This is a genomic window from Prochlorococcus sp. MIT 1306, assembly GCF_047304515.1.
Lineage (GTDB): Bacteria > Cyanobacteriota > Cyanobacteriia > PCC-6307 > Cyanobiaceae > Prochlorococcus > Prochlorococcus marinus_D.
Map to the genome: position 1 here is coordinate 872,434 of NZ_CP138959.1, position 25,012 is coordinate 897,445.

A 25,012-nucleotide genomic window follows, 5' to 3' on the forward strand; every position below is an offset into this window, starting at 1 on the left:
TTTAATCCGTTATCCCCTCCTTCCCATGGACTTGTAACCCCTGGGAATGCAGGGTTTACTCCAAAATCGCTGTCATGTGGGTGTTTTAAACCTAATGCATGCCCTAATTCATGTGTAAAGGTAAGGTTAAAATAACTACCAGGTTGTAGTGCCTCTTCTCCTTCAGGGTACGCCTCCCAATTAACTGTTGTTAGCCCAGAATAGTCCCCTTCCGGATATACAGAACCAGGTAAATAGGCATATCCTAGAACTCCATTCCCAGAGTCCAAGTTGTCTAAGATCGCCCATTCAATATTGCCCTCGGAAGTACTCTCAGTAAATGTAATATTTGCTACATTTTCATAAGAGTTCATCGCGTTTATGGCTGCACTTCTCTCTGCTTCTGATGGTGTGTATCCCCATGTGCCATCAAGGGTTTCTTCATTGCTGAAGAAGTGAAAACTAAATTCAGCTGTGGTGTCTAAGTCGGGATCTTCAGTCGCCCATTTTGTACCATAAACAAGGCCAACAATGTATGGATTTGTTCCATCTATTGAGCTCCATGTGGTTGAGCTGCTTAGCCCTTGATAGTCAAAGTCTATGAAAAGACTAGATCTGTCATTGTTTACATCATTGCTGTTGCTTGTTGACTCTAAACTGTCAAAATTAAATGTGATCCCCTTCCCTGTATCTTCACTCCCAGTGCAGCCTTGGCATTGGCATAGACGACTGTGCTCTAAGAGATTATTCTTTTCTACCTTTATTGTTAAATCGTCAGATAGGATGTTATTCATATTATTCACCTCAACTTAAACTCAAGGGATCTTGGAAGACATCGCCTTGCATGTCATTGTCGTTGGCATCTTCGTTGCCATCAGCGCCGATCACCCCTGAAGTACCAGGAGCTTCAAGGGAGCTGACGTAGTCGCTGGAGGCCTCGATGGCATTTTGATTTTTAAAGGAGTCGTTATCCCAGGCTGCATCACCTGTTGTGCCTTGGCTATCAAGCTCGTTCCAAGAGACATCACCGGATCCAACAAAGTTTTGATCGCCGTCGTGCAGTGATTTACCCCAATCGGCATCAAGAACAGATAGATCAGCTAGATCGATTTTGCCGTTGAAATCGGCATCAACGTCGTGGGCAACGCTGGCATCCACCACACCATTGCCGTCTTGGTCTTGCCCTGTTGTGTTTTGCGAGCTGGTTTGTTGCCTTGCAGCCCCAGCATTGAGGTAGGCGAGGTCTTTCATTGAGACCCGGCCGTCGTAGTTGAGGTCACCTTGATAGGTGATCAGGTTGCTGGAGCCTTCTGTATTGGTGAAGGTTCGATTCGACCCATCGGCTTGCAGCTTGAGGATGCCATCGGAGAGGTCCACCACATTGCCTGCAGCACCTGTGATTTTGATATCAGCGGTGAGTGTTGTGGATTCCCGTGCGTCTTTGACGAATTCACCTTCAATGAAGGAACCACTAACCAGGCTGTTTTTGTTATCAACAAAGCTATGGCTCTCTAGATATGCATTGGCATTGGCTATGCCAGTGACCTGGATATTGTTGCTGTCAGTGTTGCCAACATTGAGCCACTCACTCGTGGCTGTAACTGTGTCACCAGTGCGGATCAAGTTAGTAAAGGATTGATCGCTACCTATGACCCTGTTAGTACCAAGGACAAGACCATCACCTTGCTCTTCTAGGTTGATCATCGCCTCATAGAGGGTGACATCGGTTCCATCTACAGAAATGGATCCACCTAGATCACCAAGGGTCTGGATTTCGCGGTTAAACAGTCCAGTGCCATCGTCAAACTGACGTGAAAAGATCGTTTCATCGCTATTGGCTGTAATTGAGAAGGCCAGAGGGTTGCCATCAAGGCTGCCGATTTGATCTCTGGTGATCGTCTCTAGTTGGCTTTCATCAAAGTCGAGGGCGATAGATGCAAGGGCACGCTCTGCTGATATCGAGGTGCCTGCTGATAGATCACTAAGACTTGCAGCAGCAAGTCGAATGGTGCCGGATTCGTTATCAATGCTGACGGCATTAGCAATCGGCATGTCATCACCGATTTTGATATCAGAGATAGAAATATTGTTAAAGAGCTTTGGATCAAAGCTGATCGTGATATCAGCAGCTTCTATGTCAAAGCCATCTTTTAATGACTCAGCTGTGATATCGAGTGTGTAGCGATTACTGTGATCAACAGGATCACCTAAAACAGCAAGCTGAGTTAATGGATCTCCAGTTGTATTAGATGTGAGGCTGTAGTCGAGGTTTAGATATGAATCACCACTATTTATTGGATTTATAATTTCTCCACCAACTAAACGACCATGATTTTCATGCCCACTACTATCAATAATGATGTCATCTGTGAGAGTATTAAATTTGTATTCCGCAACGAGACTATCTCTTGCAACGCTATCTGATTTGTCGTACAGCGCGGCTATCTGCTCTGAAGTAAGAGCTGTATTCCAGATTTTGAAGTCATCAATTCCTCCAGCCCAAGCATCAGGATTGTGTTGTTGGCTCCAAAGAATTCCAAGGTAAAGATCTGAGTCTACGTCTCGAACACCGGTTTCGACATTAACAGAGTTGAGTTGCCTATTTGCCAATTGGCCATTGACAAATACATCTGCGGTAAAGCCTCCAGACTCATCAGCGTTTTTGCTCATAGTTGCAGCAACATGTACCCACTCCTCTAATTGGATGACAGGGCCGTTTATATTAAAGTCAATATTATTATTCTCTGCTCGCCAGTTAAATCCACCACTTGGATCAAATTCAAAGAGGTGTGCATCAGGTATGTCATATAAATTTCTCCAGTCATCGCCTGCATTGTCCGAGCGATAGATCCAGGAGGATATTGTGATTTCACCTTCTATAGAAAGGGAAGGGCTGTCTTCTATAACTACATATTCAAATGGTTCACTATTATTTCCTGAAAGGCTTAGATAGCCTCCATCAGTAGGCGATCCACTTTGTGTTGTACTGCCAGTAACTTCAAACTTAGTTAGGAATGCATCATCTTTTCCGCTATTGCTCTCTCCATCAAGGTCACCACCTGTGCAGCCAGCGATATAGATGGAGCCGTCGCTGCCTGTTGTTAGTGCATGGGCAACGTCAGTTGAAGGTGTACCTAACAGCTGTGTCCAATCCTTGGTGCCATCAGCATTATACTTCGTTAAAAAGGCATCATCGCCACCACTATTCTCCTGACCATCTAGGTTGCCAGTTGTGTGGCCAGCGATATAGATGGAGCCATCTTTGCCTGTTGTTAGGGCATGGGCAATGTCAACTGAAGTTGTACCTAATAGCTGAGTCCAATCTTTATTACCATCAGGCTCATATTTACTCAGGAAGGCATCAAAAGTATTTCCGTTATTGCTCTGACCATCAAGGTCACCCCATGTCCTGCCAGCGATATAGATGGCGCCGTCGGTTCCTGTTGTTAGGGCAAAGGCACTATCTTCCCTAGTTGTTCCAAAAAGCTGCGACCACTCCTTGCTGCCATCAGGATCATATTTACTCAGGAAGGCATCTGAACCTGAGCCACCACTATTTTCCTGTCCATCAAGGTCACCCCATGTCATGCCAGCGATATAGATGGAGCCGTCGCTACCTGTTGTTAGGGCTTTTGCGAGAGCAGATGTAGTTGAACCCAAGAGTTGGGTCCATTTTTGATTGCCATCAGGTCCATATTTAGTTAGGAAGACATCACTGTCACCACTATTGCTCTGACCATCAAGGTCACCCCATGTCCTGCCAGCGATATAGATGGAGCCGTCACTGCCTGTTGTTAGGGCTACGGCCATATCATTTTTAGTTGTACCCAAGAGTTCGGTCCATTCCTGATTACCATTTGAGTCATATTTACTTAGGAAGGCATCATTAAGACCACTATTTTCTTGTCCATCAAGGTCACCCTCTGTGTAGCCAGTGATATAGATAGAGCCGTCACTGCCTGTTGTTAGGCCAGAGCCCCATTCATCTGTTCGCTGAGCACTACTGGTGCCCAACAGCCGTGTCCAAGCCTGATTGCCATCAGCATCATATTTAGTTAGGAAGGCATCACTGCCACCACCATTGCTCTGACCATCAAGGTCACCCCATGACGATCCAGCGATATAGATGGATCCGTCGCTTCCTGTTGTTAGGGCACGGGCTTCATCCCTGGCATTTGAACCAAATTGCTGGGTCCAAGTTTTGGTGACATCGCCATTAGCTTGTGGCCCGTCTAGGTTCAGGTCGTTTTGATTTGGATTGGAGGTGACCATGAAGACCTCCTCAACCAGTGGAAGGAGTTTGGGCTTGGGTCAGCCGTAGGCAAGGCATAACCATTATCTTACCTTCAGGTTGTTGCTTGATCCAATCTCTTGAGATCTTGAAAGCTTTTGCTGGCAAGGTTTCTGAGCAAATCCACTCAGTCTTGTTCTGAGATTGAGGAGTGGCTTTTGTCTTTTGGGTGGAAGCTCTTAAAAAAAAGCTCGTAGATGAGATGAACGCAAGCCTTTGAGCTTTTATTTTGTAAGTGTGGGTAGATAATATGGCTTTAGATAATATTTTTCCTAGGCAAATACTCTGGCTGTTCTTGTACTTAACGGCTTGAGGAATTCTTCCCTTAGACCGTCCGGTTTTCCATGAGTAGTTGAGCACCCCTTGCCCCTAGGTTGGCCACAAGGCGGCCCCAAGTGCTCTGCGATCTTTTAGTCGACCTGCTGCCATTGTCCTTCTTGTAGCTCTTTTTTAGCCTTCCGTGCACTCCCACTGGTGGGGTATTAACGCTAAAAGTGGGTACAAATAGGAGTAAGTAGAACAGGTTGAGCCTTCCTGTCAGTTTTAGAACTTCCTAGTCCAGGACATTAAAAAACCCCTGCTGAACAGGGGTCTTATTTGGTGGCGGGGGGGAGATTTGAACTCCCGACCTTCGGGTTATGAGCCCGGCCGATTTCCCTGAAAACACTTGATATGACAGGGCTCAAAATATAGCCGTACTACCAAACCGTACCCGCAGCTCGTCGGGGGGAAAGCCCGACGAAATGGTCACTGACCCATTTTTTTATGTGGCTCACCTAAGTTGCTCAGTAGAAAGACCCCTTCCCCTTCAGAGCAGGTTGAGAGAATTGTTTTTTCCATAGGGATAAAGAGATCATTACTAATAGCAAGCAACACTTAAGGGACCGATTTGCAACCAATAATTTGCATCCAACAAGTTGCATACAACGAAAGTCAGGTAACTGCTTGCAGTCAGCTACCGCTAGTTGCAGGGCAAAACAGCCACTTGCAGAGCAATGGAGCCCTTGAGTTCTTTTGAGTTGTTTTGATTTAGATCCTTTTGCTTGGTATTCCTTATCTCTAGAGCGTCAGAGGATCTTGAAAGGCATCACCTTGCATGTCGTCATCGTTGGCATTTTCGTTGCCATCAGCACCGATCACGCCTGTAGTTCCAGGAGCTTCCAGGGAGCCAACGTAATCAGGAGAAGATTCGATGGCATTTTGATTTTTAAAGGAGTCGTTATCCCAGGCTGCATCACCTGTTGTGCCTTGGCTATCAAGCTCGTTCCAAGAGACATCACCGGATCCAACAAAGTTTTGATCGCCGTCGTGCAGTGATTTACCCCAGTCAGCGTCAAGTACAGATAGATCAGCTAGATCAATCTTGCCGTTGAAGTCGGCATCAACGTCGTGGGCAACGCTGGCATCAACAACACCATTGTTATCAAGGTCTTCCCCAGTGTTCTGCGAGGTGCTTTGTTGCCTTGCTGCACCAGCGTTGAGGTAAGCGAGGTCTTTCATTGAGACCCGGCCGTCGTAGTTGAGGTCACCTTGATAGGTGATCAGGTTGCTGGAGCCTTTTTCATTGATAAAGACATCAGAGTCATCTGCCGTGATGCTGAGAATGCCATCAGCAAGATCAACGACCTTGCCAGCATCACCAGTCACTTTGATATCAGCAACAAGCTTGGTTGATTCGCGATCATCTTCTATAAACACACCATTTTTAAAGTTGCCACTATTGAGTGAAGTCTTGCCATCGACAAAGCTATGGCCGACAAGTTCGGCATTGGCATTGCCGTAGGCAGAGACTACGAGGTTATTGCTATCGGTATTGCCGACATTGAGCCATTCTGATGTTGCCGAAACGGTGTCACCAGAGCGGATGAGATTGGTGAACGTTGCATCACTACCAATCACACGATCAGTACCAATGATGAGGCCATCACCTTGCTCCTCAATATTGATCAATGCTTGATAGAGGGTGACGTCTTGCCCCTCAACGGCAATTGCTCCACCGAGATCACTAAGGCTGCTGATTTCTCTATTGGTGAAACCAGTTCCATCGTTGAACTTACGTGAGAAGACGGTTTCTTCCTGGTTGGCTGTGATATTAAATGTGAGAGGACTTACAAATAGACTTCCATCGGCATTGTTGTATTCACTTTCACCAGGAGCTGGATTTGCAAGGCTCTGCTCATCGAAGTCGAGAGCAATCGAAGCGAGAACGGTTTCATTGGTAATGGGAGAACCTTCTCCAAGATCACCAAGGCTTGCCGCTGCAATTCGGATGGTTCCAGCTTCGTTATCAATCTCAACGGCATTAGCAACATTGAAGTTTTTGCCAATTTGAATGTCTTCAGCTGTAATATTTTTGAAGATAACTGGATCAAAGGCAATGGTGATGTCAGCACCTTCTAGGCTGTAATTATCGGCGAGAGTTTCACCAGTGACCTGAAGTTCATAACGCTTGCTGTAATCAATACCGCCGAAGCGTTGATTGCCTACGGTTTGGCCTAAAACACCAAGTTGATCAAGGGCAGTATTGGAACCAGCTTCATATAGCTCGTAGGTGAAGGCTGCAATTGCATCTGATGGGTAGCCGCGACCGTCACCAAAACCATTTAGGTTTGCTTTAACAGAAGCGATTTGAATATCAGGTAAGTCATCAGTGAATAGATTCTCGATCGTATAGTTTAGACTTTTTGCGTCTACGATCTGATCTAGAATAGTGTCTAGATCAACATCTCCCCAATCTCCATGACCGCTTGAAGTTGACCATGAGTCGCTAACTGCATCGTAGTCCCAAGTTTGAAAGGCATCAAGGCCATCAATGTAATAGTGGAATCCAGTATTGATTTGAGTTACCTCTGCACTGACAGTCGTATCTGTACCAATAAGATTCTCGTTTTGATTGCGTAGACGTGCTAATGCGACGTTGTCGACATACACACTTTCGCTGTCGTTACCTGCCCAATGGCTTGTGTAGAGGCCCATTTGACCGTTTGTGCTGTATTCTGTGCCGTCAATAGTTAAACTGTAATTAACACCAAGATATGAACTGCCTTGTGATGTGTCTTCGTAGCCATCAATGACGGCTCCAGTGTCAATTGCTATATTAAAAGCTGACTTATCAATTAAATCGAAAACATCTACTGTCTGTTCTAATCCAAAATCAAAAACAGTGTCAGTTGGATCAGAAGTGAAATCAAAGCTTAATCCACCTTCCCCTGCGGCGGCGGCGGCGGCAAGTTCGTATGCCTCCATTGAGCCAACCAACCTAAAGCCAAGTGAGTTGTCTCCATGATTATTGTAGTTTCCAGCGAGAAATGCATCGAGGTCTGTGTGATCAAGCTCTAATTCGACATTTGTACTGAAATATGTGTCATGGCCCCATTCATCAAAGTAACGACCTGCATCGTTTACCAGATTTTGGATGGTGGAATGATTAATCGCGAATTCAACATTGGTTCCATTAGCTGTTTCGCTAACGGCGTCTTCAAGCCTGGTCAAATCATCTGTTGGATGGGATTGACCACCTATGCCGGATGAGCCAGCTGCCCAGTCGTTGTTGTCGTTGTCGCCAGCAATTAAATGTAAGTAGAAGTTTTTTTGGCCAGGATTGTCATATTCTTGACCTCGGAATCTAAGATTTCCCCACCTTATGCCTATAATATCGGCATCTATTTCTAGATTGGTATCGAGTTTTTCTCGAAGATAGTTATATTTTTCCTCTTGAGTTAATGATTCATCGACCAAGACATCCAGGCTAACCTCGCGTGTCCCATTAGTTTGGCCACTTGCCCAGCTTAGTTGCGTGGAGCTCTCATTTAGATTTTGGCTTGTGTATTGAGTAAGGCTCTCTACAAAATCTGATGTTAATTCAATTTTGACATCTGGACTATACCTTAAAAAATCATAGTCTACTTCAGCAGGCAAAAAATCCTGATGGGCATTCGCTTGGGGACTCCCTGATAGACCCAATTCGTTAAGACTGGCCTGTATCGGGTCAATATTCATAAACACGCTCTCACCTGAGGTGAGCCCACTGGCGTCTCCAACCCAGTGGGAGGATTCCGTTGATGGTACAGATATCAGTCCAGTGCCGAATTGAAAGACTAAATCTCGTAGACTACTGGTGAATTCATACCCACTTGTAGACATCTGTAGCGGATATTGTGCACTTGCCCCTCTTTCGTTGGGATGCCAATGCAACCATTCCGTGCTTTGGAGCAATTGGCTGGTACCATCCTCGTTGCCGTAGGAGAAGTTCAAGCCCCCTCTGGCCCATTGAGGTAAATCGTCCGTTCCGCTTACGTCGACTTCAAGCCGTAAGTCGCTCATTGTATTTACATACTCTTCCCAGTTATTGACAGTCGCCGTCTCAGCTTCTCCCGTCCACCAACTGGTGCTGCTTGTCCCTGACTTGCCTACTGTCCAGTCGCCGCCTGTGGTCGTTTTGGGTTGGGGTGTGTTTGTGGCCATGAAAACCTCCTCAACCAGGGGAAGGAGTTTGGGCTTGGATCAGCCGTAGGAAAGGCCTATAGTTTTATTTTACCTTTAGTTTGTAGCTTGATCCAATCTCTTTAGATCTTTAAACCTTTTGCTGGCAAGGGTTCTGAGTAAATCCACTCTGTCTTGTTTTGAGATTTAGGTGTGGCTTTTGTCTTTTGGGTGGAAGCTCTTAAAAAAACAGCTCGTAGATGAGGTAAATGCAATTCTTTGAGCTTTTATTTTGTAAGTGTGGGTAGATAATATGGTTTTATATAATATTTTTCCTAGGTAAATAATCTGGCTATTCTTGTACTTAACGGCGTGAGGACTCCTTTCCTTAGACCGTCCGGCTTTCCATGCGGAATTGAGCACCCCTGGCCCCCAGCTTGGCTATAAGGCGGTCCCAGGTGCTTTCGGTAGATCTGGCCCTGCCTTTTCCTATGACGCCCTTGCCGTTCATTTTTAGCCTTCCGAACACCCCCACTGGTGGGGGAATTAACGCTAAAAGTGGCTGCAAATAGGAGTAAGTAGAACAGGTTGGGTCTTCCTGTCAGTTTTAGAACTTCCTAGTTCAGGACATTAAAAAACCCCTTAGAGAGGGGTTTTTTATTTGGTGGCGGGGGGGGGGGGAGATTTGAACTCCCGACCTTCGGGTTATGAGCCCGAAGAACTATGCCTAAACCCCTTGGCATGACTGATGCAATAATATAGGTGCCCACGTTAAGTGCCCATGCGATACGAGCCCCCTCCCCACTCTGGCCCGGGGATCAGCTCTCTTGCCTTAGCTATTCCGAGGCTCTTGCTATAGAACATAAGTACTGATCGATGACGCTCGATGCTGGGGGCTGCACGACATGGCCAGACGCACTGGCTATCTGACCCTGAAGGTTATTGGTATTTCAAGTTCAAAGATGTCCTTGGTCGCAGTTACCTGGAACGCCACATTGAAGTGATCTAAGGTCGACCGATGGAAATCAACAGTCCCTTGGCGAATCTGACGTGCGTACTCTGCACCGACGAAAAGATAAAAAGTGCTCAGTCAAAGCAATGTATTCAAAGATGAAGAGAAAATTATAATTTTGCGAGAACTAAAAGAACGAAATCTTACTCAAAGGCAAATTGCTGAAAAGCATAATTGCTCAGTTAGCCTACTTGAAAAGATTAACTCTGGGAAATTATGGGCAGATTTTAAGCAAGAAAGCTTTATTTGACTATTCCAAAAAATTTATAAATTGGGCTTGACCCTGGTACTATAGAGAATTGGTTCACCGTTATTGGAGAAGACTCAATTGCTGAGCTGAAAGAGAATAGCGACGTAGAGACATTTATTTTTGTGCTTTACTTAGATCTCCCTTCCGCGAGAACTACTTCCAATATTTATAGTATTTATCTAGTTTTCTGGGTAAATATCGTTCTGCATTTTTATACATCCAATCAAGCACGGGTTTGTCTTTCCTGTACCCTGTCAGCCGTTCGCAAGGCTTTCCAGTCGTAGGGCTAAGAGGTGCCTCAGGATAAAGGTCATGACCAGTATGGTCAGAGATGAATAACATCAACTGGGTCTGGAAATCTGGAGAACCGCAGATGATTGTGAAATTCTTAGTTCCGATTGATCCATCACCATCGGCAAAGCCTCTGAGGAAATCAGAAGGGAAATTGTATGCACCTATAGGGATCTCCAACTGACCCGATTTCTTAAGTTTAATACCCGCCTTTATGGCATATTTCGTGAATCTTTGGCATGTGATTCGAATAGAGGACATTATTGATTTCCCATCTTTAGACAATGAATTCTCGTTTAGTTTGCGAGTGATCCGACCCGAATAGCCTGTATCAAGCTTAAAGGTTTCTAGATGACCTTCGTCTTTCACTTTCAAGGCAAGTCCGACCTCCTTGGGTACTCCTCCACGAAGGGATGACCATCCGTCTGCTAATAAAACACCAAGCCAATATGCTTTGACTGGTGAATCAATATTCTCAAAATAGTGGTCGTCAAGGTTGTCTTCCCTGATTGCTCCCCGAACACTGCCTTTCTTCCTGATTTCGCCAGTCTTGCCGATTTTTATGTTGCCTGTTTTTTGAGTAAAAGTTTTAACTCCGTGGTGCCGACGGGCTTTCCAGACTCGTGAGTAGGCATAGCCGGTGTGAGACGAGATCTCACTGTCCGACCACTTATCCGTCAGCAAATCGATTTCTTCTTTTGTAAAGGCGATAGACAAAGGTAGCTGTGGCATCGTTATTTTGAGGGTCCTATTGAGGCTTAAAGGGTGTTCCACAATTTCGGCATTCCTCCTTCCTATAGTCAGGCATGAGAGGAATCCTCAGAAGAAAGATTTTCGAATTTCGCCTTCATGGTAGGATTTTTACTTACAAGCTTTTTAACAGAAACTTTCTCTATCTTAGTGTTGGCAATTCTGAGATTATTGTCAGAGGAAATAAGAGCGGACTTAGTCTTCTCTAGATGTGTGATTGACTTGTCTATCTCTTGGATCGCCATTTGAAATTTACGTGAGGCTAAGTCATAATTTCTGCCAAAAGAACTCTTGAAATCTTCAAGCTCAGTCTCAAAATTTGTGATGTCAATATGTTGAGATCTGGCTTTTGCAAGCTCATGCTTGTAATAAATAGAATTCTGTGCAGCATTGCGAAGTAAAGTAATAATTTGAATAAAGAACTGAGGTCTGACAACATACATCTTGGGGTACTTATGAGACATGTCAACAATTCCAGTATTGTAAAGATCGCTATCCTTCTCTAGTAGTGAAACAAGGATCGCATATTCACAGCCCTTTAAAGTTCTATCCTTATCCAACTCTTTGAGGAAATCCTCGTTTTTCTTTTTTGTGCAAGTCATATCATTTTCATTTTTCATCTCAAACATAATAGAAATTAATTCCTCCTCTTCTTCAGTTTTCTCTTTGTAGATATAATCCCCCTTGCTGCCCGAAGACACGTCATTGTCCTTCTCAAAATAAGCTGATGGAAAGGCTAGTGCACGGATTTTATTGAATTCATTTTCACAATGTTGCTCCAATGACTCCCCGATCATTTTTGTTGACATCCGTATCTTCATATCCTTTAGTCGTTCAATGACTTCATCCTTATCGGAAATTATTGACTCATACTTTTCTTTCACCATCTTTTCACTTAACTCACCCTCAATGCCCTTAGTCTTTAATTCACTCTTTAGCTCAAAAATCTCTTCATCCATAGATTTTGTGGCCCTTTCAATAGCAAGTTCTTTCTCTAGATCACTATTGGAGACCTGCTCCTTTAAACCTTTAATCTGAATATCCTTTTCGCTACTTTTTTGCTTCAAGTCTCTTTCTGACTCTGCCTTAGCCTTCTCAAGCTCTAAAAGGCTTTGATTGATATTCTTTATCGATTTCTCGATGGCCAACTGCTTCTCAGTATCTGCATTTGATAGCTGCTGTTTTAAACCAGCAATCTCGACATCTTTATCTCCACAAATCTTTTGCAAACTCAGTTCTGCTTTTGCCTCAGATTTTGTAATTTCTGCTTCATGGATTTGCTGGCAGGTCTGGATTCTTGACTGCAAGTCCTTCTCAAATTCTACGTCTCTGATTTGCTTTAAAATATTTGCATATTCATCCTCATTTATCTTAAAAGGCTTGCTGCAGTTTGGACAAATTACTTCGGTCATTTCACGAAAAGATGGTGTTGTTGTTTGGTTTCTGCTATGTAGCAGTTGTTGAAATCCCTCAATTAGGGTATTTCAAAATAAGGTTTTAAATTGCTCAATTATCTGTTTTGATGCTTGAAAGTCTCTTGATAGTGGCTCTCTTCTCTTCATTAGCTCTTTCTTTTTTACTAATTGAGTGTCTAGTCATTTGCTGAACCTCTGAGCCTTACGGCACTTCAACATCAATGCTACTTTTGACACCATTATTTGTAATAATGACTTGTTTAGCATCTGAAGAAAGCAAGCTTTCTGGATCCCATGCTTGCGATGCGAACATGGCCTCCATAACCATCTCTTTTGGCAATTCTCCTGAACGATACATTCGCTGCAGATGACGAGCCTGTGTTAAACGCGAATACCCTCGTGCTATTACCTCTGGAGGCCAAATTCTTTGTGGTAGTAACAAAAGGGTTTCTAACCGCTCTATAAAATCATGAAGTCGTGGGGCAGAATCTCCAATACCCCAGCACCCATTTATCCAAGGACTTTGAATATCATCACAAATAACTTCTTCACATTTTTCATCAAAGCTCATACCGCACCAGCCATCGCTAGTTCTAACGTCAGAATCCTTGTCAAATCCATTTGGCTCAGTCCATTGAATAAATCCACTTGGATATGGGTCTGATTCATCAGGTTCCTGGTAGACACCTACAGCATTAAATACCCATGGGTTTCTCCACAAAAGGATTTGAATGTCCTCATCTAGACAATGATCTTCCCAATGGTCGTAAAAACGCCAGCCTGCTTCAAGCAACTCTTTGTCTGAAATTGTTGGTTGTTTCATGGTAAGTCTTTGAATAGAGTTAAGTTCCATTTAAGGAAAAAAGGATTGAGCGCAAATTGAGCTGCAATCGGAATGAGAAATCACCATGAAACGCTCACCTTCATTGGTTGGTTAAGCCCATCCAACAGAAGCACTACAGGCAGGTACGTCCCTAGAGGGAAACACCTGCTTGCGTTTTTGAGGCCCTAGAGGGCAGAATCGTATTCATGGTGATTCTTCAGCGGAATCCCGTCATGGCCTGGGAGCTTCTAACTCCTGGGCCCTTTTAAATGGGGCCCTTGGCTAAATGGCACGAAGCCATTTGTCGGGATTTCTCAAACTTCCCATGCAACCTGCCTTTCGATCAACCCTTGAGATTGTTCGGTTATGCGTGTTGTAGAGATGTAAAGAGAGTTCGGTATCCTGGCGAACTGGATTTGGTGGTCATGCCTAGACTCAGCTGGCTCGCGACAAGCGTAGTCTGGTCTTTTCAGTCACTAGGTAGTGATCCCAGCGAGACGCTGAGCCTGCAAAGGGCCCTCCCATTGTCAATTTTTAAAGCATTTGATCTACAAGAAGTACTGCCAGTCGATTTAGGCGAATTAAGTATTTATTCCTGTATGGCAATAGGCGAACTGGGCCTTTGGGTCGATATCGACGCCAATGTCTTTAAGCCTGCTCCTTTCAGGGTCTCATGTTCAACCTGTAGAGCTTGTCCAGCTACATCACAGCACCAAAACAGAACGATGGTGGTTTTGTGCCAGTACTAGTCGAACGCATTTCAGCAACAAGTCAATGGCCTCAGATACCGGGACTATTCGTTGAATGTTCGAAGGCTCAACGTCTTCCCTGATCGACGATATGCCTGTTGAACAGTCCGCTACGCCTTGAGAAGGCTATCCCGATTGGCATGCTTTGTGACTGATCATTTATTTCGTCGGGAAAGTGCGATCAATTCATCTGCCCACTACCTATAACGCTTATCTTGAAGTCTAGAAGTTATCATTCAATAAAAAATCAAGGGACTTTAAACGCACCAGCACTTTACTTTCTCTCCAATCAATGGCTGGATCTCACAAGTATTTTTTGCTTCTAAGAACCTAAAAAAGAACCCCCCAATCTGGATTGGGAGGTCATGCAAGTATTCCCTTTCTAAAAACGCTTCCATTGTAGGGTTTTACCCCAAACCTTACAGCCTCTTATCAGCAACTAAACGATCTTTTTATCAATGGGAATGAGTAGAGAACTATTGAATACATTATAGTTTTGGGTGGTCAGTTATTGCGTGAGAGAAAGATTTGATCGAATTACGCCCTGAATTATTTTCAAGGTATTCATGCAATATTTATAGATAGTAAAGCTCTATTAATTTCATTGACTATTGGATCTATCGTAGTTTTCCCGTCTTGAATGTTTAAATTGTTCTATGCATTGATCATTGTTTAATTTATTTATTCTTTCTATATGTGCTAAAACCTCATTTACCAGCTCTGACTTTGACACTTTTTCAATGTTAATCATTTCCATGTAACCATCACATTTATGTCCTTCTTTGCTCAAAGTCGAATAAATAAGACGAGCCTTATCATGGTCAAGAACTTTTTGCTCAACTAAATATGCATGCATCCTTGATAAGCGCTTGTGGGGCATGATAAAGTATTTATATTTTCGAGATCTAAACTTTGGGTCGTTTTCATAAAAGCCAATTTTGTAGGCATATGAAATACTAGGTTCTTTTATTGATGAGCATCTTTCATCCATGTACCCATGAACCTTTGAATAGGCAATATATAAATTTACTATTTCACTTGCAAATATAGGGTCCTCCATCATTCTCTTCTCTTGACCTTTGTGTTGGTTGCATATATTGCATGGTATTAACCCGCCATAACTTTGCAACACATATCCGATGTTACGTTCCTGATAATGTCCTTCTGGACAAAAATACTTAATGGGCTGTCTTCCTCCTTTTCCTGATGGAAATGAAGTGGTTATTATTTTGCATCCAGGGAGAAGGACCTGTTTGAGCCACCTCATTCGCTCAAGAAGCGGCCTGGGATCATTCTCAGTTACCCCGTCTTTTAACTCGGCTAACCGCTTTCTCCCCAAAAAACCTTTAAATCTTCCATCTAGGTATTTAAATACTACTTTTCCATCCTCTTCTTTGCAAAACTCCAATGGAAATGCTATTTTTTTGGAATCCTCAGTATAGTAGTTTGAAGTACAAATATATTTCAGATATTCAACTTGAGAACCAGGTGTCAATGACTTGAAATTTGGTACTCCACATTGTTTTATTGAGTCAAGGCTTTGTGAATGGATGTACCCTACAAATTCCTCACACTTTTCTTTATTTGTAGAATTCAACCTATATACTATATAAGGTCTACCTTTCCACGTAGGTTTGTCTTCTCTTTTCTTATATTGGATGCTAAGCACAGTGACCTCTTGACCATTATTGGCAAGAAGTGACTTGCCGGTTTGTTCTGTTATAGGCATTTACAAGGTAGTAATGATTGAAACATGTTTGATTGCTGGATTTTAAATTGTATTAATACAAGCGATCCATGAAATCCTAAAAATCCTTTGTTTTCATTCTTCACCGCTATCGAAAGGTCCTCTCAACCTCTTCCAAAACGCAGTGTCCTGTTTCAATGCCATTGGTGAGCCAGAACACATGCTGCGGATGTGATGAGTTCCCTCTGATGGCGACGCAAAATCTGGCTATAAGAAGGGCGCCCGCGTTGGCTGCCCTCAAGTCCAGGGCAGGTTTTTAGTGTTTCAACTTCTTCGCTCTCCTATTCTAGGTCTATGCAGGCAGGAAAAAGGCGTCAGTAGGAAGAATTGCTCCTTTCGATCAAGGGTCTCTGAACGCCCCAGCACTACCCTTTCGCACCAATCAATGGCTGGTTCGCAAAAGCATTTTTTGCTTCTAAGAACCTAAAAAAGACCCCCCCCTGAATCGGGATGGGCGGGCAGCTGGGCGTTTCGTTTTTAAGCGGGCTTTGCCCGCCCCGCTGTATCCCTAGAAATCATTCCGGATAGGTTCCGCACCACCCGGCGCTAGCGGACACTCTTTGGTGGCCGCTAACTCTTTGTCTGGATTGGCCTCTGGGAGTGCAAGCTGCAATTCGGCGATTTGCTTCTCGAGCTGTTCAACAACTTAGAGACGTCCGAGCTACTCGGTTGTCACCGCAACACCCTCAGCCGTCTAAAGCAGACGGGCTTCTTCCGTGAAGGCCAGCACTACAGGAAGGTCAACCCTCTTTCACCTAGAGGCGACTTCACCTGGCACTCGCATAAGGTCATGCTGAAAATAGGGGCAATCGGTTAGTCGTTGTCGCCCAGCAGCTTTTCAAGCTTTTCGAGCTTCTTGAGTTTTTTCAGAATGTCAGCTGGTAGTTCAAACGTTTCTTCTTTGGCCTCCTCGATGGGGGCCTTTTCTTTTGCTCCGAAGTGATCGAACCGACCCTGGACTGCTTCTTTGCGTCTTGCCGCTGGCATCCACTTCAAGTAAATGCGCTTGTGAACTTCCACACCGTGACCCATCCATTGAGCGAACTGCTCGGTCGGATAGTCACGCACCTCCTCTGAATCAAAACACCTGATTGCAAAACTGTGTCTCAAGTCATAAGGTCGCACCCAGTCCTGTCCGTCTCCTTCTGCAGCAGCTGCAAACAACTTCTTGGTCACATTCCCTGTTGTTCTGTACACATTGCGCCAAAGAGAATTCGAGACTTGTGAGTTATTTACCGGGATCAATACCCCGTCACGTTCTTCCCAGCGGATCTTCCAACGGTCGTTAAGTCTTTCGGACATCTCTCTAAAATTCTCTCTGAGTTTGTATCGATCAACCCATTCCCTTGGGACAGGTGGCGCGTAGTGCAATTCAGTTTTTGTCAGCCCATCGCCTGGGACTGTTATCAATCCTTTTTCATCAATTTCTTCTGCATGCCATGCCTCAGATGGTCTAAGGCCGTAAGTGGCAATCAACGCAAAAACCCACTGGACTAAGTCGTCCTCGATTTCGTCCAGCCACTTCTCAAGCTCCGAATCCTTTGGGATAGCCCTCGGCTTCTCAGTCAGACGCTCCTGCCTTTTCTTGGCCGAGCCCTTGGGTTTCATCTTCTTCAGCTCAGCAATCTCTTTCTGGACATCGAGCAGGCCACTCGCCTGAATCTGAGCAAGCGTCTCGATCCGCTTTCTGAACGGATAGAACCGAGTGACAGGGTCCTCCTCGCAGGCCCACTTGAACAATCTCTTTGAAGTGACTTCTCCTCGGAACTTGGAGATGTGCTCCTTCAGGTGGCCCTGAACGTCCCTTCGGCTTGCTTCCCTTGCAACCCGTGAAACCACGTTCGCTTTGACCCTGTTGGCGAACTCAGCCCAGGTCATCTTCTCGTCAGTGGTTGTCCCTCCAATGACGGCTTCCCAACTTCCCGCCTCACTTGCTCGTATGCACAAGCGATACAGGGTTTCGATGTCCTCGTCTTCAGTCTTCTTGTAGACCTGCGAGCTGAACTCACGAACTACCTTTCCGTCCTTGATCTCACGGATGCTGATGATGTTCGACCGATAGCGGTCCTTCATGCGGAATTGAGCATCCCTGGCCGCTAAATCGGCCACACAGCGGTCCCAAGTGCTCTGAGATCTTTTTGGTCGTCCTACTGCCATGTGCCTCTTAAAGCCCCTTTTTAGCTTTCCGTACGTGGGCACTAAGTGCCCACGTAAACGTTAAAACTGGGTGCAAATAGGAGCAACTAGAACAGGTTGGGCCTTCCTGTCAGTTTTAGAACTTCCTAGTCCAGGACATTAAAAAACCCCTCAGAGAGGGGCTTTTAAGTGGTGGCGGGGGGGAGATTTGAACTCCCGACCTTCGGGTTATGAGCCCGACGAGCTACCAGACTGCTCTACCCCGCGGTGACCCTCAAAGCATACCTTTTGAGGCTTGTCCAACCTGGTCTTTGTTTAGGTTTCCTGGTATCGAAGAGCTCCGGCCACTTCCAGCTGCACACCTGGAGCAATGAGCAACACCTGTTCCTCTAATTCTTGCAGTCCGGTTGGTGTGAGCCAATCAAGTTGGCGAAGTAGGTGGAGCGCTACAGCATGTTTTGCTCGTTTGGATCCGTCTTCTACTTTGATCGCCACACCCATCCCTTCACCAACGCGACTTAGACATTGGACACCTTCTGCTCCACCCTTGCTCACGATTTGTCCGTGAGCTCGTCGCATGAGCTCAGTGTCAAATCGGCCTTCCCCTGCTACGAGTTCAGGATGGGCCAACATTGCCCTAATCACTTGTTCGATTTCTGCCTGACGTGATGCCCCGAGATGGGCATAGAGCAGTGCTATTTGGTCTAGTCGTAGGCGAAGGGTTGGTGCTCCACAGTCATCCCTGGCAGCTACGAGCTCGTCGGCCGGTAGCCCAAGCAGTTCGGCTACGCGTCGATTCACTTCCACTTGCAGAGGATGGTTGCCTTGCAGGTATGAATCAAGGGGCCAACCCATTTTCTTGCTCGTCGCAAGAAAACCAGCATGTTTCCCAGAGCAGTTGTGCTCTAGGGGGCTCGTGCCTCCTGTTGGGATCGGGCATTGCAGCAGGCTTGGGTCTAGCTCGGCATTCCAAAGCAACCTGAAGGCTTCGCGGGCATGGGTGGCTGTCCCTGAATGTGACCCACAGCAGATTGCTAATCCTTTTTCCCCACAGTTCATTTGCTCTGCTGCACCACTACTCAAAAATGGCAGTGCTTGAAAGGGCTTTAGAGCTGAACGGATGAAGGTTTCAAAGTCTGCACAGCCCGCTCGCATCAGGACGCGCCCTCGCCCATCGCAAACCACAGCATGCACGCGATGGATCGACTCCACGCTGGAGCCACGCTTAAGGCTTACTTCAAGAGGCGTTGTGCTCGAACGCTGGGAGCTTCCGAACCAGGTTGGAAGATTCATGCTCAAGCAGACTTTTGGGCTTCAGAGAGCCTGGCAGAGACTCGCCCCCTTTGATGACAAGCTTGTGATGAAGTCCATGGTTCGTGCCAAATAACCAAGTAATGGAACTTCGAGTTGGTGTTAATTGCTACTCATTCAAAGTGGTGTTTTTAAGTCTCAGGATGCTTTAGAGAGATTCGAGCTTATGAAGCCGTGATGCTTTCCATGACTCCAGAAGGCTTCCAGATCGTAAAAGCCTCGTTCGCTTGGCTGTAGAACATGCACGATTAATTCGCCGTAATCGAGCAGAGCCCATTTCCCTTCATTAAGACCTTCGCTTCGCAATGGCAATCGATCGGCTTCTACCTCAAGGCGATCTTGCACAGATTTGGCAATTGCTCGTACTTGCACTTCAGACAGTCCTCCGGCAATCACCATCCAGTCCGCCAGGCTGGAGACCTCATCGATTCGGATCAGTTGAATGTCTGTAGCTTTGCGATCGTCGCAGGCTTCAGCGGCCATTTCTGCTAGCTGTTCACTATCCATAGACGTTCTCACTGCTTACGGATTGGCGAGATCCTTCCTGTTCAGCCATCTCTGCTCGAGCTTTTCCAGCACTTTTTCTAAGGGCTTCCAATCGATCTTCATAGAAGCTGCGCTTCTTCTTTTTGCGAGTTTGTTCCACAAGCTCCTTTAGAGCACCTCCGAGGCTCTTGTAGGCATTCGGCACGCTGTAATTGAAACGACAGGCCAGATCGATGGCCCGTTCATCGGCAGCGATTGCATCCTGAAGCCGCTTTTCAGAGTTGTTCTTTAAATAGAGCCGATATCCAGCGAAGCCAGAAAGTCCTAGGGCCATTAGTAGCAACAATCCGTCTTGAACCCAGAGTTCACCAATTGCACCGCCGAGGCCGATGGCTAGAGCAGCCATTTCCCAGCCATCGCGAGGAATGGTGTCGTTCTGGACTCGACCGACTTCATGCCAAAAGAGCAAGTTGCGATGGTCGAGCGCGAGATTGTCCCATTGTTCGAGATCGATTTGGATCTCGACCTCATCGCGTCCGATTTCCTCGAGGGTGATGAGCGGTGGATCAACCGCTGCTGCCGCCTCCACGAACACCCAGCTCTGCATCTCTGGCGGCAGCTGCCCCTTAAGGCGCTGGAGTTCGCTCATGGTCTTGATCTCTCTCCGTACTCATAAAGCTAGCGACTACATGGCGCCTGGGTGTTTTCCCTGAGCTATCTCTGACGTTGCGTGGGAAGCTAGTCGCGATTGGCCAATACCTGAAATTCCATGCCCCGTAGGTCTGATCTGCGTCGCATCCTGCTGCTGGGGTCAGGTCCGATCGTGATTGGCCAGGCCTGTGAATTTGATTATTCCGGCACTCAAGCATGCAAGGCCTTGCGGGATGAGGGTTTTGAGGTGGTGTTGGTGAATTCCAATCCGGCCTCAATCATGACGGATCCGGAGATGGCTGATCGCACCTATATCGAGCCGCTCACACCCGAGGTAGTGGCTCGTGTCATTGAGTTAGAGCGTCCTGATGCGTTGCTGCCAACCATGGGCGGCCAGACGGCTCTTAATTTGGCGGTGGCATTGGCTGAAAATCACACACTCGAACGTTTTGGCGTTGAGTTGATCGGTGCAGATCTAGCTGCAATCCGAAAGGCCGAAGATCGCCAGCTGTTTAAGCAGGCGATGGAGCGTATAGGAGTCAACGTTTGTCCTTCAGGGATTGCTTCCAGCCTCAAGGAGGCAGAAGAGGTTGGTGAAGTGATTAATAGCTTTCCGCGCATCATCCGACCGGCCTTCACTCTTGGCGGCAGTGGTGGTGGCATTGCTTACAACCCTGAAGAATTTGCAGCGATCTGCAAAAGCGGTCTTGATGCCAGCCCGGTTTCTCAGATCTTGATCGAAAAGTCGTTGTTGGGTTGGAAGGAGTTCGAGTTAGAGGTGATGCGTGATTTGGCGGATAACGTTGTGATCGTCTGTAGCATTGAAAATCTCGATGCAATGGGTGTTCATACAGGAGATTCCATCACTGTTGCTCCTGCGCAAACTCTCACCGATCGTGAGTATCAGAGGCTTAGAGATCAGTCCATTGCCATTATTCGTGAGATAGGTGTTGCTACGGGGGGTAGCAATATTCAGTTCGCGATCAATCCAGATGATGGCGAGGTGGTTGTTATTGAAATGAATCCGCGCGTTAGTCGATCATCAGCGCTGGCAAGTAAGGCCACGGGGTTTCCAATTGCCAAGATTGCTGCTCGTCTTGCTGTGGGTTATACCCTTGACGAAATTATTAACGACATCACAGGTAAGACACCAGCCTGTTTCGAACCCACAATTGATTATGTCGTCACGAAGATCCCGCGATTTGCGTTTGAGAAGTTTAAAGGCAGCCCTGCTGTTCTCTCTACGGCAATGAAGTCTGTGGGGGAGGCTATGGCGATCGGTCGCTGTTTCGAAGAGTCTTTTCAAAAAGCGATGCGTTCTCTGGAAATCGGGCGGTCTGGTTGGGGTTGTGATCGGCAGGAGCCAGAATTGACTCCTACAGAAATTGAGCGTTTGTTACGCACACCTTCTCCTGAACGGATCATGGCAGTGAGAACAGCGATGTTGGCAGGACGCAGTGACCAAGATATTTACGCTTTGAGCAAAATTGACATTTGGTTTTTAGCCAAATTACGCCATTTGATCAACATTGAGACAACGCATCTGCATGGCCGCACATTAGATGAATTGGATGAGGAGTCTCTACTCTGCTTGAAGCAGCTTGGCTATTCCGATCGTCAGATTGCTTGGGCGACAGGTTCTGAGGAGCTCGCTGTACGTGCTCGTCGTGAACTGTTAAATATCAAACCTGTTTTTAAGACAGTCGATACTTGCGCTGCCGAATTTTCATCTACTACTCCATATCATTACTCAACTTATGAGCGACCCCTGTACCGTCTTGATTCTGATGACCAATTGTATAAACTTGAGCCGGAAAGCGAGGTCGTTGCGGATGAGCGATCAAAAGTGATGATTCTTGGCGGTGGTCCTAATCGCATCGGCCAAGGAATTGAGTTTGACTATTGCTGTTGCCATGCTTCATTTGCAGCTCAGGACAAGGGATTTGTCACTGTGATGGTTAACAGTAATCCCGAAACTGTTTCCACTGATTATGATACTAGTGACAGACTTTATTTTGAACCTCTTACTCTTGAGGATGTACTCAATGTGATCGAGGCTGAACGGCCTAATGGTGTCATCGTTCAGTTTGGTGGTCAGACCCCACTCAAGTTGGCGATTCCCTTGCTTCGTTGGCTAGAGAGTTCGATCGGAAAGTCAACAGGCACACGTATATGGGGTACATCACCAGAATCAATTGATCAGGCTGAAGATCGTGAACAGTTCGAGGCGATCCTGCGGCAGCTTCAAATTCGCCAGCCTCGTAATGGCTTAGCTCGCAGTGAAGAAGATGCCCGAGCCGTAGCACTTCGCATTGGTTACCCCGTTGTTGTTCGTCCCTCTTATGTGCTTGGAGGCCGAGCCATGGAGGTGGTGTTTGATGAACAAGAATTGAATCGCTATATGGCTGAAGCGGTTCAGGTCGAACCCGATCATCCAGTGCTTATCGATCAGTATCTGGAAAATGCTGTGGAAGTTGATGTTGATGCTCTCTGTGACTCTGATGGAGTTGTCGTGATTGGCGGTTTGATGGAACACATTGAGCCTGCTGGAATTCATTCAGGTGATTCCGCTTGCTGCCTTCCCTCCATCTCTCTTGGTGAGCAAGCCCTTCGCACGATTCGTCTCTGGAGTGAAGCGTTGGCCCTTGCGCTCAAAGTTCAGGGGTTGATCAATCTGCAGTTCGCTGTCCAGCGGGATGAAGCGGGTGATGAGCAAGTGTTCATCATCGAGGCCAATCCTCGTGCTTCTCGTACCGTTCCTTTTGTGGCTAAAGCCACAGGAGTACCCCTGGCCAGGATCGCAACTAGGCTCATGGCAGGAGAGACGTTGGCGGCTGTTGGACTTACGCATGAGCCTCAACCACCTCTTCAGTCTGTCAAGGAAGCCGTATTGCCATTCCGTCGCTTCCCTGGGGCCGATTCGGTGCTTGGCCCGGAGATGCGGTCCACTGGAGAAGTGATGGGTTCAGCCTCCAGTTTTGGCATGGCGTTTGCCAAGTCTGAAATTGCAGCTGGTGATCCCCTGCCAATTCATGGAACTGTCTTTCTCTCTACTCATGACCGGGATAAGCCAGCGCTACTACTTGTGGCTGAAAGGCTGATTGAACTTGGCTTTGATCTCACGGCCACTTCCGGAACTGCTCAAGCCCTTAATCAGGCTGGATTGAACGTTCAGCCAGTACTCAAGGTTCATGAGGGACGTCCCAATATCGAAGATTTGATTCGCTCTGGTCAGATTCAGTTGGTGATCAACACACCTATTGGCCGTCAGGCCGCTCATGACGACAAATATTTGCGACGAGCAGCTCTTGATTACTCCGTTCCTACCCTTACGACGATTGCTGGAGCACGAGCTGCTGTCGAGGGAATCACGGCACTCCAGCAACAGTCACTATCCGTAGCGGCCCTTCAAGACATCCATGTTTGATCTCCCATTAGGCTTGCTCAACTGAAATTCTTGCTGTGATCGCTAACGCTTCTCCTATTGTTTTGGCTCCTGGTAGTGATTGTCGAGAACTATTTCAGGCGGCTTATGAGAATCGCTACACCTGGGATCCGGTCTTTTCTGGTTATCGGGGTCGGTGTCTCTGGGTCAAGGATGATCGCGTCGTGGAAGGGCAGTTTGAGTTGGGAGCAGATCTCAAGGCCCATGTTGATGGTATAGAAGATGAATTGATCGCTAAGGCTGTCTCTTCCCAGCTATGGGAAGTTGCCATACATCGAGTACGACGCAGTTTTGAAAAGACCCATGGTGAAAACACTTTTACCGCAGGTAACAACGATGATGTTGGCTTAGAAGTGATCGTTGGAGGTAAAAATCTTGGTGATCGTTATCGCATCAAAAATGATGTGGTGACGATGGTTCATCGCCATATTCACGGAACAGTGGTGACCATTTTTACAAAAAGTACGACGAATACAGGTTATGGCTACCTAAGTCATACTTATAGCAGTCAATACCACGACCCAAAAACAAATGAGCCTACCAGTGGTATGAGTCAGTTCACTGATACTTTTGTGCCCTTGGCTGATGATGGCTTATGGGTATTGAGTGAAAGGTTAGTGAAAAAAGATGCTTTTGCTGGAACGGCTGCTGAACAGCAGTTGTTTAAGTTTGTAGAACTTGAACAACTTTGAAATAAATGATAATGGTTGTCAATTTATTTGAGATTAATATAGGCAGTCTTTGCTTGATTGTCAGTGATGACAGCGTTGATTTTGTTGAAAAAGCCAATCAATTCTTTTTAGGCTGTCTATTTCTAGGCGCAATTAAGATTGTTTTGACTCGAATAAAAGTTTCATCTGTGGTTGACCAATTGTCATCCTTATCTTGCTTACAGCCAGCTTGATGATGATGGGGTGGGCTTTATGCCCTTGATACGCCACTGTTATTGCATGTTGATCATGCGGGTCATTTGGCCTTAGCTTTTATGAGGCTAGAACAATAGTTCGCAGACTTTGCTGATATCAACTTTTGGCCACCATGGCCATGGACATGACACTGGCACTATTTCAGGTTTCGCTGGTGCAATCTCTCTTGCTGATCGAGGGTTTGTCTGGGCTGTTGCTCATACCCTTATGGGCTCATGGTTGTTCTTCGCCTGATTGGCTTTCTAGTGAGTGCGATTGCGAATATTCTTTGGTCCCAGTAAAAACTACCGATTTGAATGGGGGTAGACGTGAGGCTGCAAAACGTCAC

At 46.1% G+C, this 25,012-nt stretch carries 12 protein-coding genes, 1 tRNA gene and 1 pseudogene; 2 read left to right on the forward strand and 12 right to left on the reverse strand.

Annotation, left to right across the window (positions count from 1 at the left end; translation table 11 throughout):
* Window positions 1-77: 77 nt before the first annotated feature.
* From SIB74_RS04610 to SIB74_RS04665, 12 genes and pseudogenes are all read right to left on the reverse strand, one after another.
* Window positions 78-773 (reverse strand): annotated as a pseudogene (locus tag SIB74_RS04610) (matrixin family metalloprotease); the annotation flags it as partial.
* 10 nt (window positions 774-783) lie between these two features.
* On the reverse strand, window positions 784-4,251 hold the full coding sequence (locus SIB74_RS04615) for an SBBP repeat-containing protein (RefSeq protein ID WP_063395977.1): 3,468 nt from the start codon (window positions 4,249-4,251) through the stop codon (window positions 784-786).
* Window positions 4,252-5,329: 1,078 nt separating this feature from the next.
* The gene (locus SIB74_RS04620) at window positions 5,330-8,734 is read right to left on the reverse strand and encodes a hypothetical protein (protein WP_063395976.1); all 3,405 of its coding nucleotides are present in this window, start codon (window positions 8,732-8,734) and stop codon (window positions 5,330-5,332) included.
* A 1,373-nt stretch (window positions 8,735-10,107) separates the two neighbouring features.
* Entirely contained in the window at window positions 10,108-10,962 is an 855-nt protein-coding gene (locus SIB74_RS04625) for a hypothetical protein (protein ID WP_413681791.1), read from the reverse strand.
* A gap of 83 nt (window positions 10,963-11,045) precedes the next feature.
* Window positions 11,046-12,407, reverse strand: a complete 1,362-nt coding sequence (locus SIB74_RS04630; protein WP_063395974.1) for a DUF2130 domain-containing protein — start codon at window positions 12,405-12,407, stop codon at window positions 11,046-11,048.
* Window positions 12,408-12,612: 205 nt separating this feature from the next.
* Window positions 12,613-13,263, reverse strand: coding sequence for a hypothetical protein (locus tag SIB74_RS04635; protein WP_197463285.1), 651 nt, complete (start codon window positions 13,261-13,263; stop codon window positions 12,613-12,615).
* A 1,320-nt stretch (window positions 13,264-14,583) separates the two neighbouring features.
* Window positions 14,584-15,711, reverse strand: coding sequence for a hypothetical protein (locus SIB74_RS04640; protein WP_063395972.1), 1,128 nt, complete (start codon window positions 15,709-15,711; stop codon window positions 14,584-14,586).
* An 831-nt stretch (window positions 15,712-16,542) separates the two neighbouring features.
* Entirely contained in the window at window positions 16,543-17,838 is a 1,296-nt protein-coding gene (locus SIB74_RS04645; RefSeq protein WP_082818478.1) for a site-specific integrase, read from the reverse strand.
* Window positions 17,839-18,055: 217 nt separating this feature from the next.
* A tRNA-Met gene (locus SIB74_RS04650) sits at window positions 18,056-18,132 on the reverse strand.
* Window positions 18,133-18,180: 48 nt separating this feature from the next.
* Window positions 18,181-19,158, reverse strand: a complete 978-nt coding sequence (locus SIB74_RS04655; protein ID WP_063395969.1) for an asparaginase — start codon at window positions 19,156-19,158, stop codon at window positions 18,181-18,183.
* Between the two features lie 156 nt (window positions 19,159-19,314).
* The gene (gene rsfS / locus SIB74_RS04660; RefSeq protein WP_063395968.1) at window positions 19,315-19,683 is read right to left on the reverse strand and encodes a ribosome silencing factor; all 369 of its coding nucleotides are present in this window, start codon (window positions 19,681-19,683) and stop codon (window positions 19,315-19,317) included.
* A complete protein-coding gene (locus SIB74_RS04665) occupies window positions 19,676-20,311 on the reverse strand; it encodes a DUF3318 domain-containing protein (RefSeq protein WP_011826028.1) in 636 nt (211 codons plus the stop codon). The genes rsfS and SIB74_RS04665 overlap by 8 nt, the downstream gene beginning before the upstream one ends.
* A 120-nt stretch (window positions 20,312-20,431) precedes the next feature.
* Between SIB74_RS04665 and carB the strand changes: the two genes are divergently transcribed.
* Together carB and SIB74_RS04675 are read left to right on the forward strand one after the other, a co-directional pair.
* Window positions 20,432-23,740 (forward strand): carbamoyl-phosphate synthase large subunit, encoded by a 3,309-nt coding sequence (gene carB / locus SIB74_RS04670; RefSeq protein ID WP_063395967.1) that lies wholly within the window; start codon window positions 20,432-20,434, stop codon window positions 23,738-23,740.
* Between the two features lie 35 nt (window positions 23,741-23,775).
* Complete coding sequence (locus SIB74_RS04675; RefSeq protein ID WP_063395966.1) at window positions 23,776-24,450, forward strand: DUF3386 domain-containing protein; 675 nt, start codon at window positions 23,776-23,778, stop codon at window positions 24,448-24,450.
* Window positions 24,451-25,012: the final 562 nt, after the last annotated feature.

What these genes read in the sequence shown, in the direction of transcription:
- SIB74_RS04620 (WP_063395976.1), bottom strand. Translation starts at nt 8,734, where the DNA reads ATGGCCACAAACACACCCCAACCCAAAACGACCACAGGCGGCGACTGG.
- SIB74_RS04655 (WP_063395969.1), bottom strand. Translation starts at nt 19,158, where the DNA reads ATGAATCTTCCAACCTGGTTCGGAAGCTCCCAGCGTTCGAGCACAACG.
- SIB74_RS04615 (WP_063395977.1), bottom strand. Translation starts at nt 4,251, where the DNA reads ATGGTCACCTCCAATCCAAATCAAAACGACCTGAACCTAGACGGGCCA.
- SIB74_RS04635 (WP_197463285.1), bottom strand. Translation starts at nt 13,263, where the DNA reads ATGGAACTTAACTCTATTCAAAGACTTACCATGAAACAACCAACAATT.
- carB (WP_063395967.1), top strand. Translation starts at nt 20,432, where the DNA reads ATGCCCCGTAGGTCTGATCTGCGTCGCATCCTGCTGCTGGGGTCAGGT.
- SIB74_RS04640 (WP_063395972.1), bottom strand. Translation starts at nt 15,711, where the DNA reads ATGCCTATAACAGAACAAACCGGCAAGTCACTTCTTGCCAATAATGGT.
- SIB74_RS04665 (WP_011826028.1), bottom strand. Translation starts at nt 20,311, where the DNA reads ATGAGCGAACTCCAGCGCCTTAAGGGGCAGCTGCCGCCAGAGATGCAG.
- rsfS (WP_063395968.1), bottom strand. Translation starts at nt 19,683, where the DNA reads ATGGATAGTGAACAGCTAGCAGAAATGGCCGCTGAAGCCTGCGACGAT.
- SIB74_RS04630 (WP_063395974.1), bottom strand. Translation starts at nt 12,407, where the DNA reads ATGACCGAAGTAATTTGTCCAAACTGCAGCAAGCCTTTTAAGATAAAT.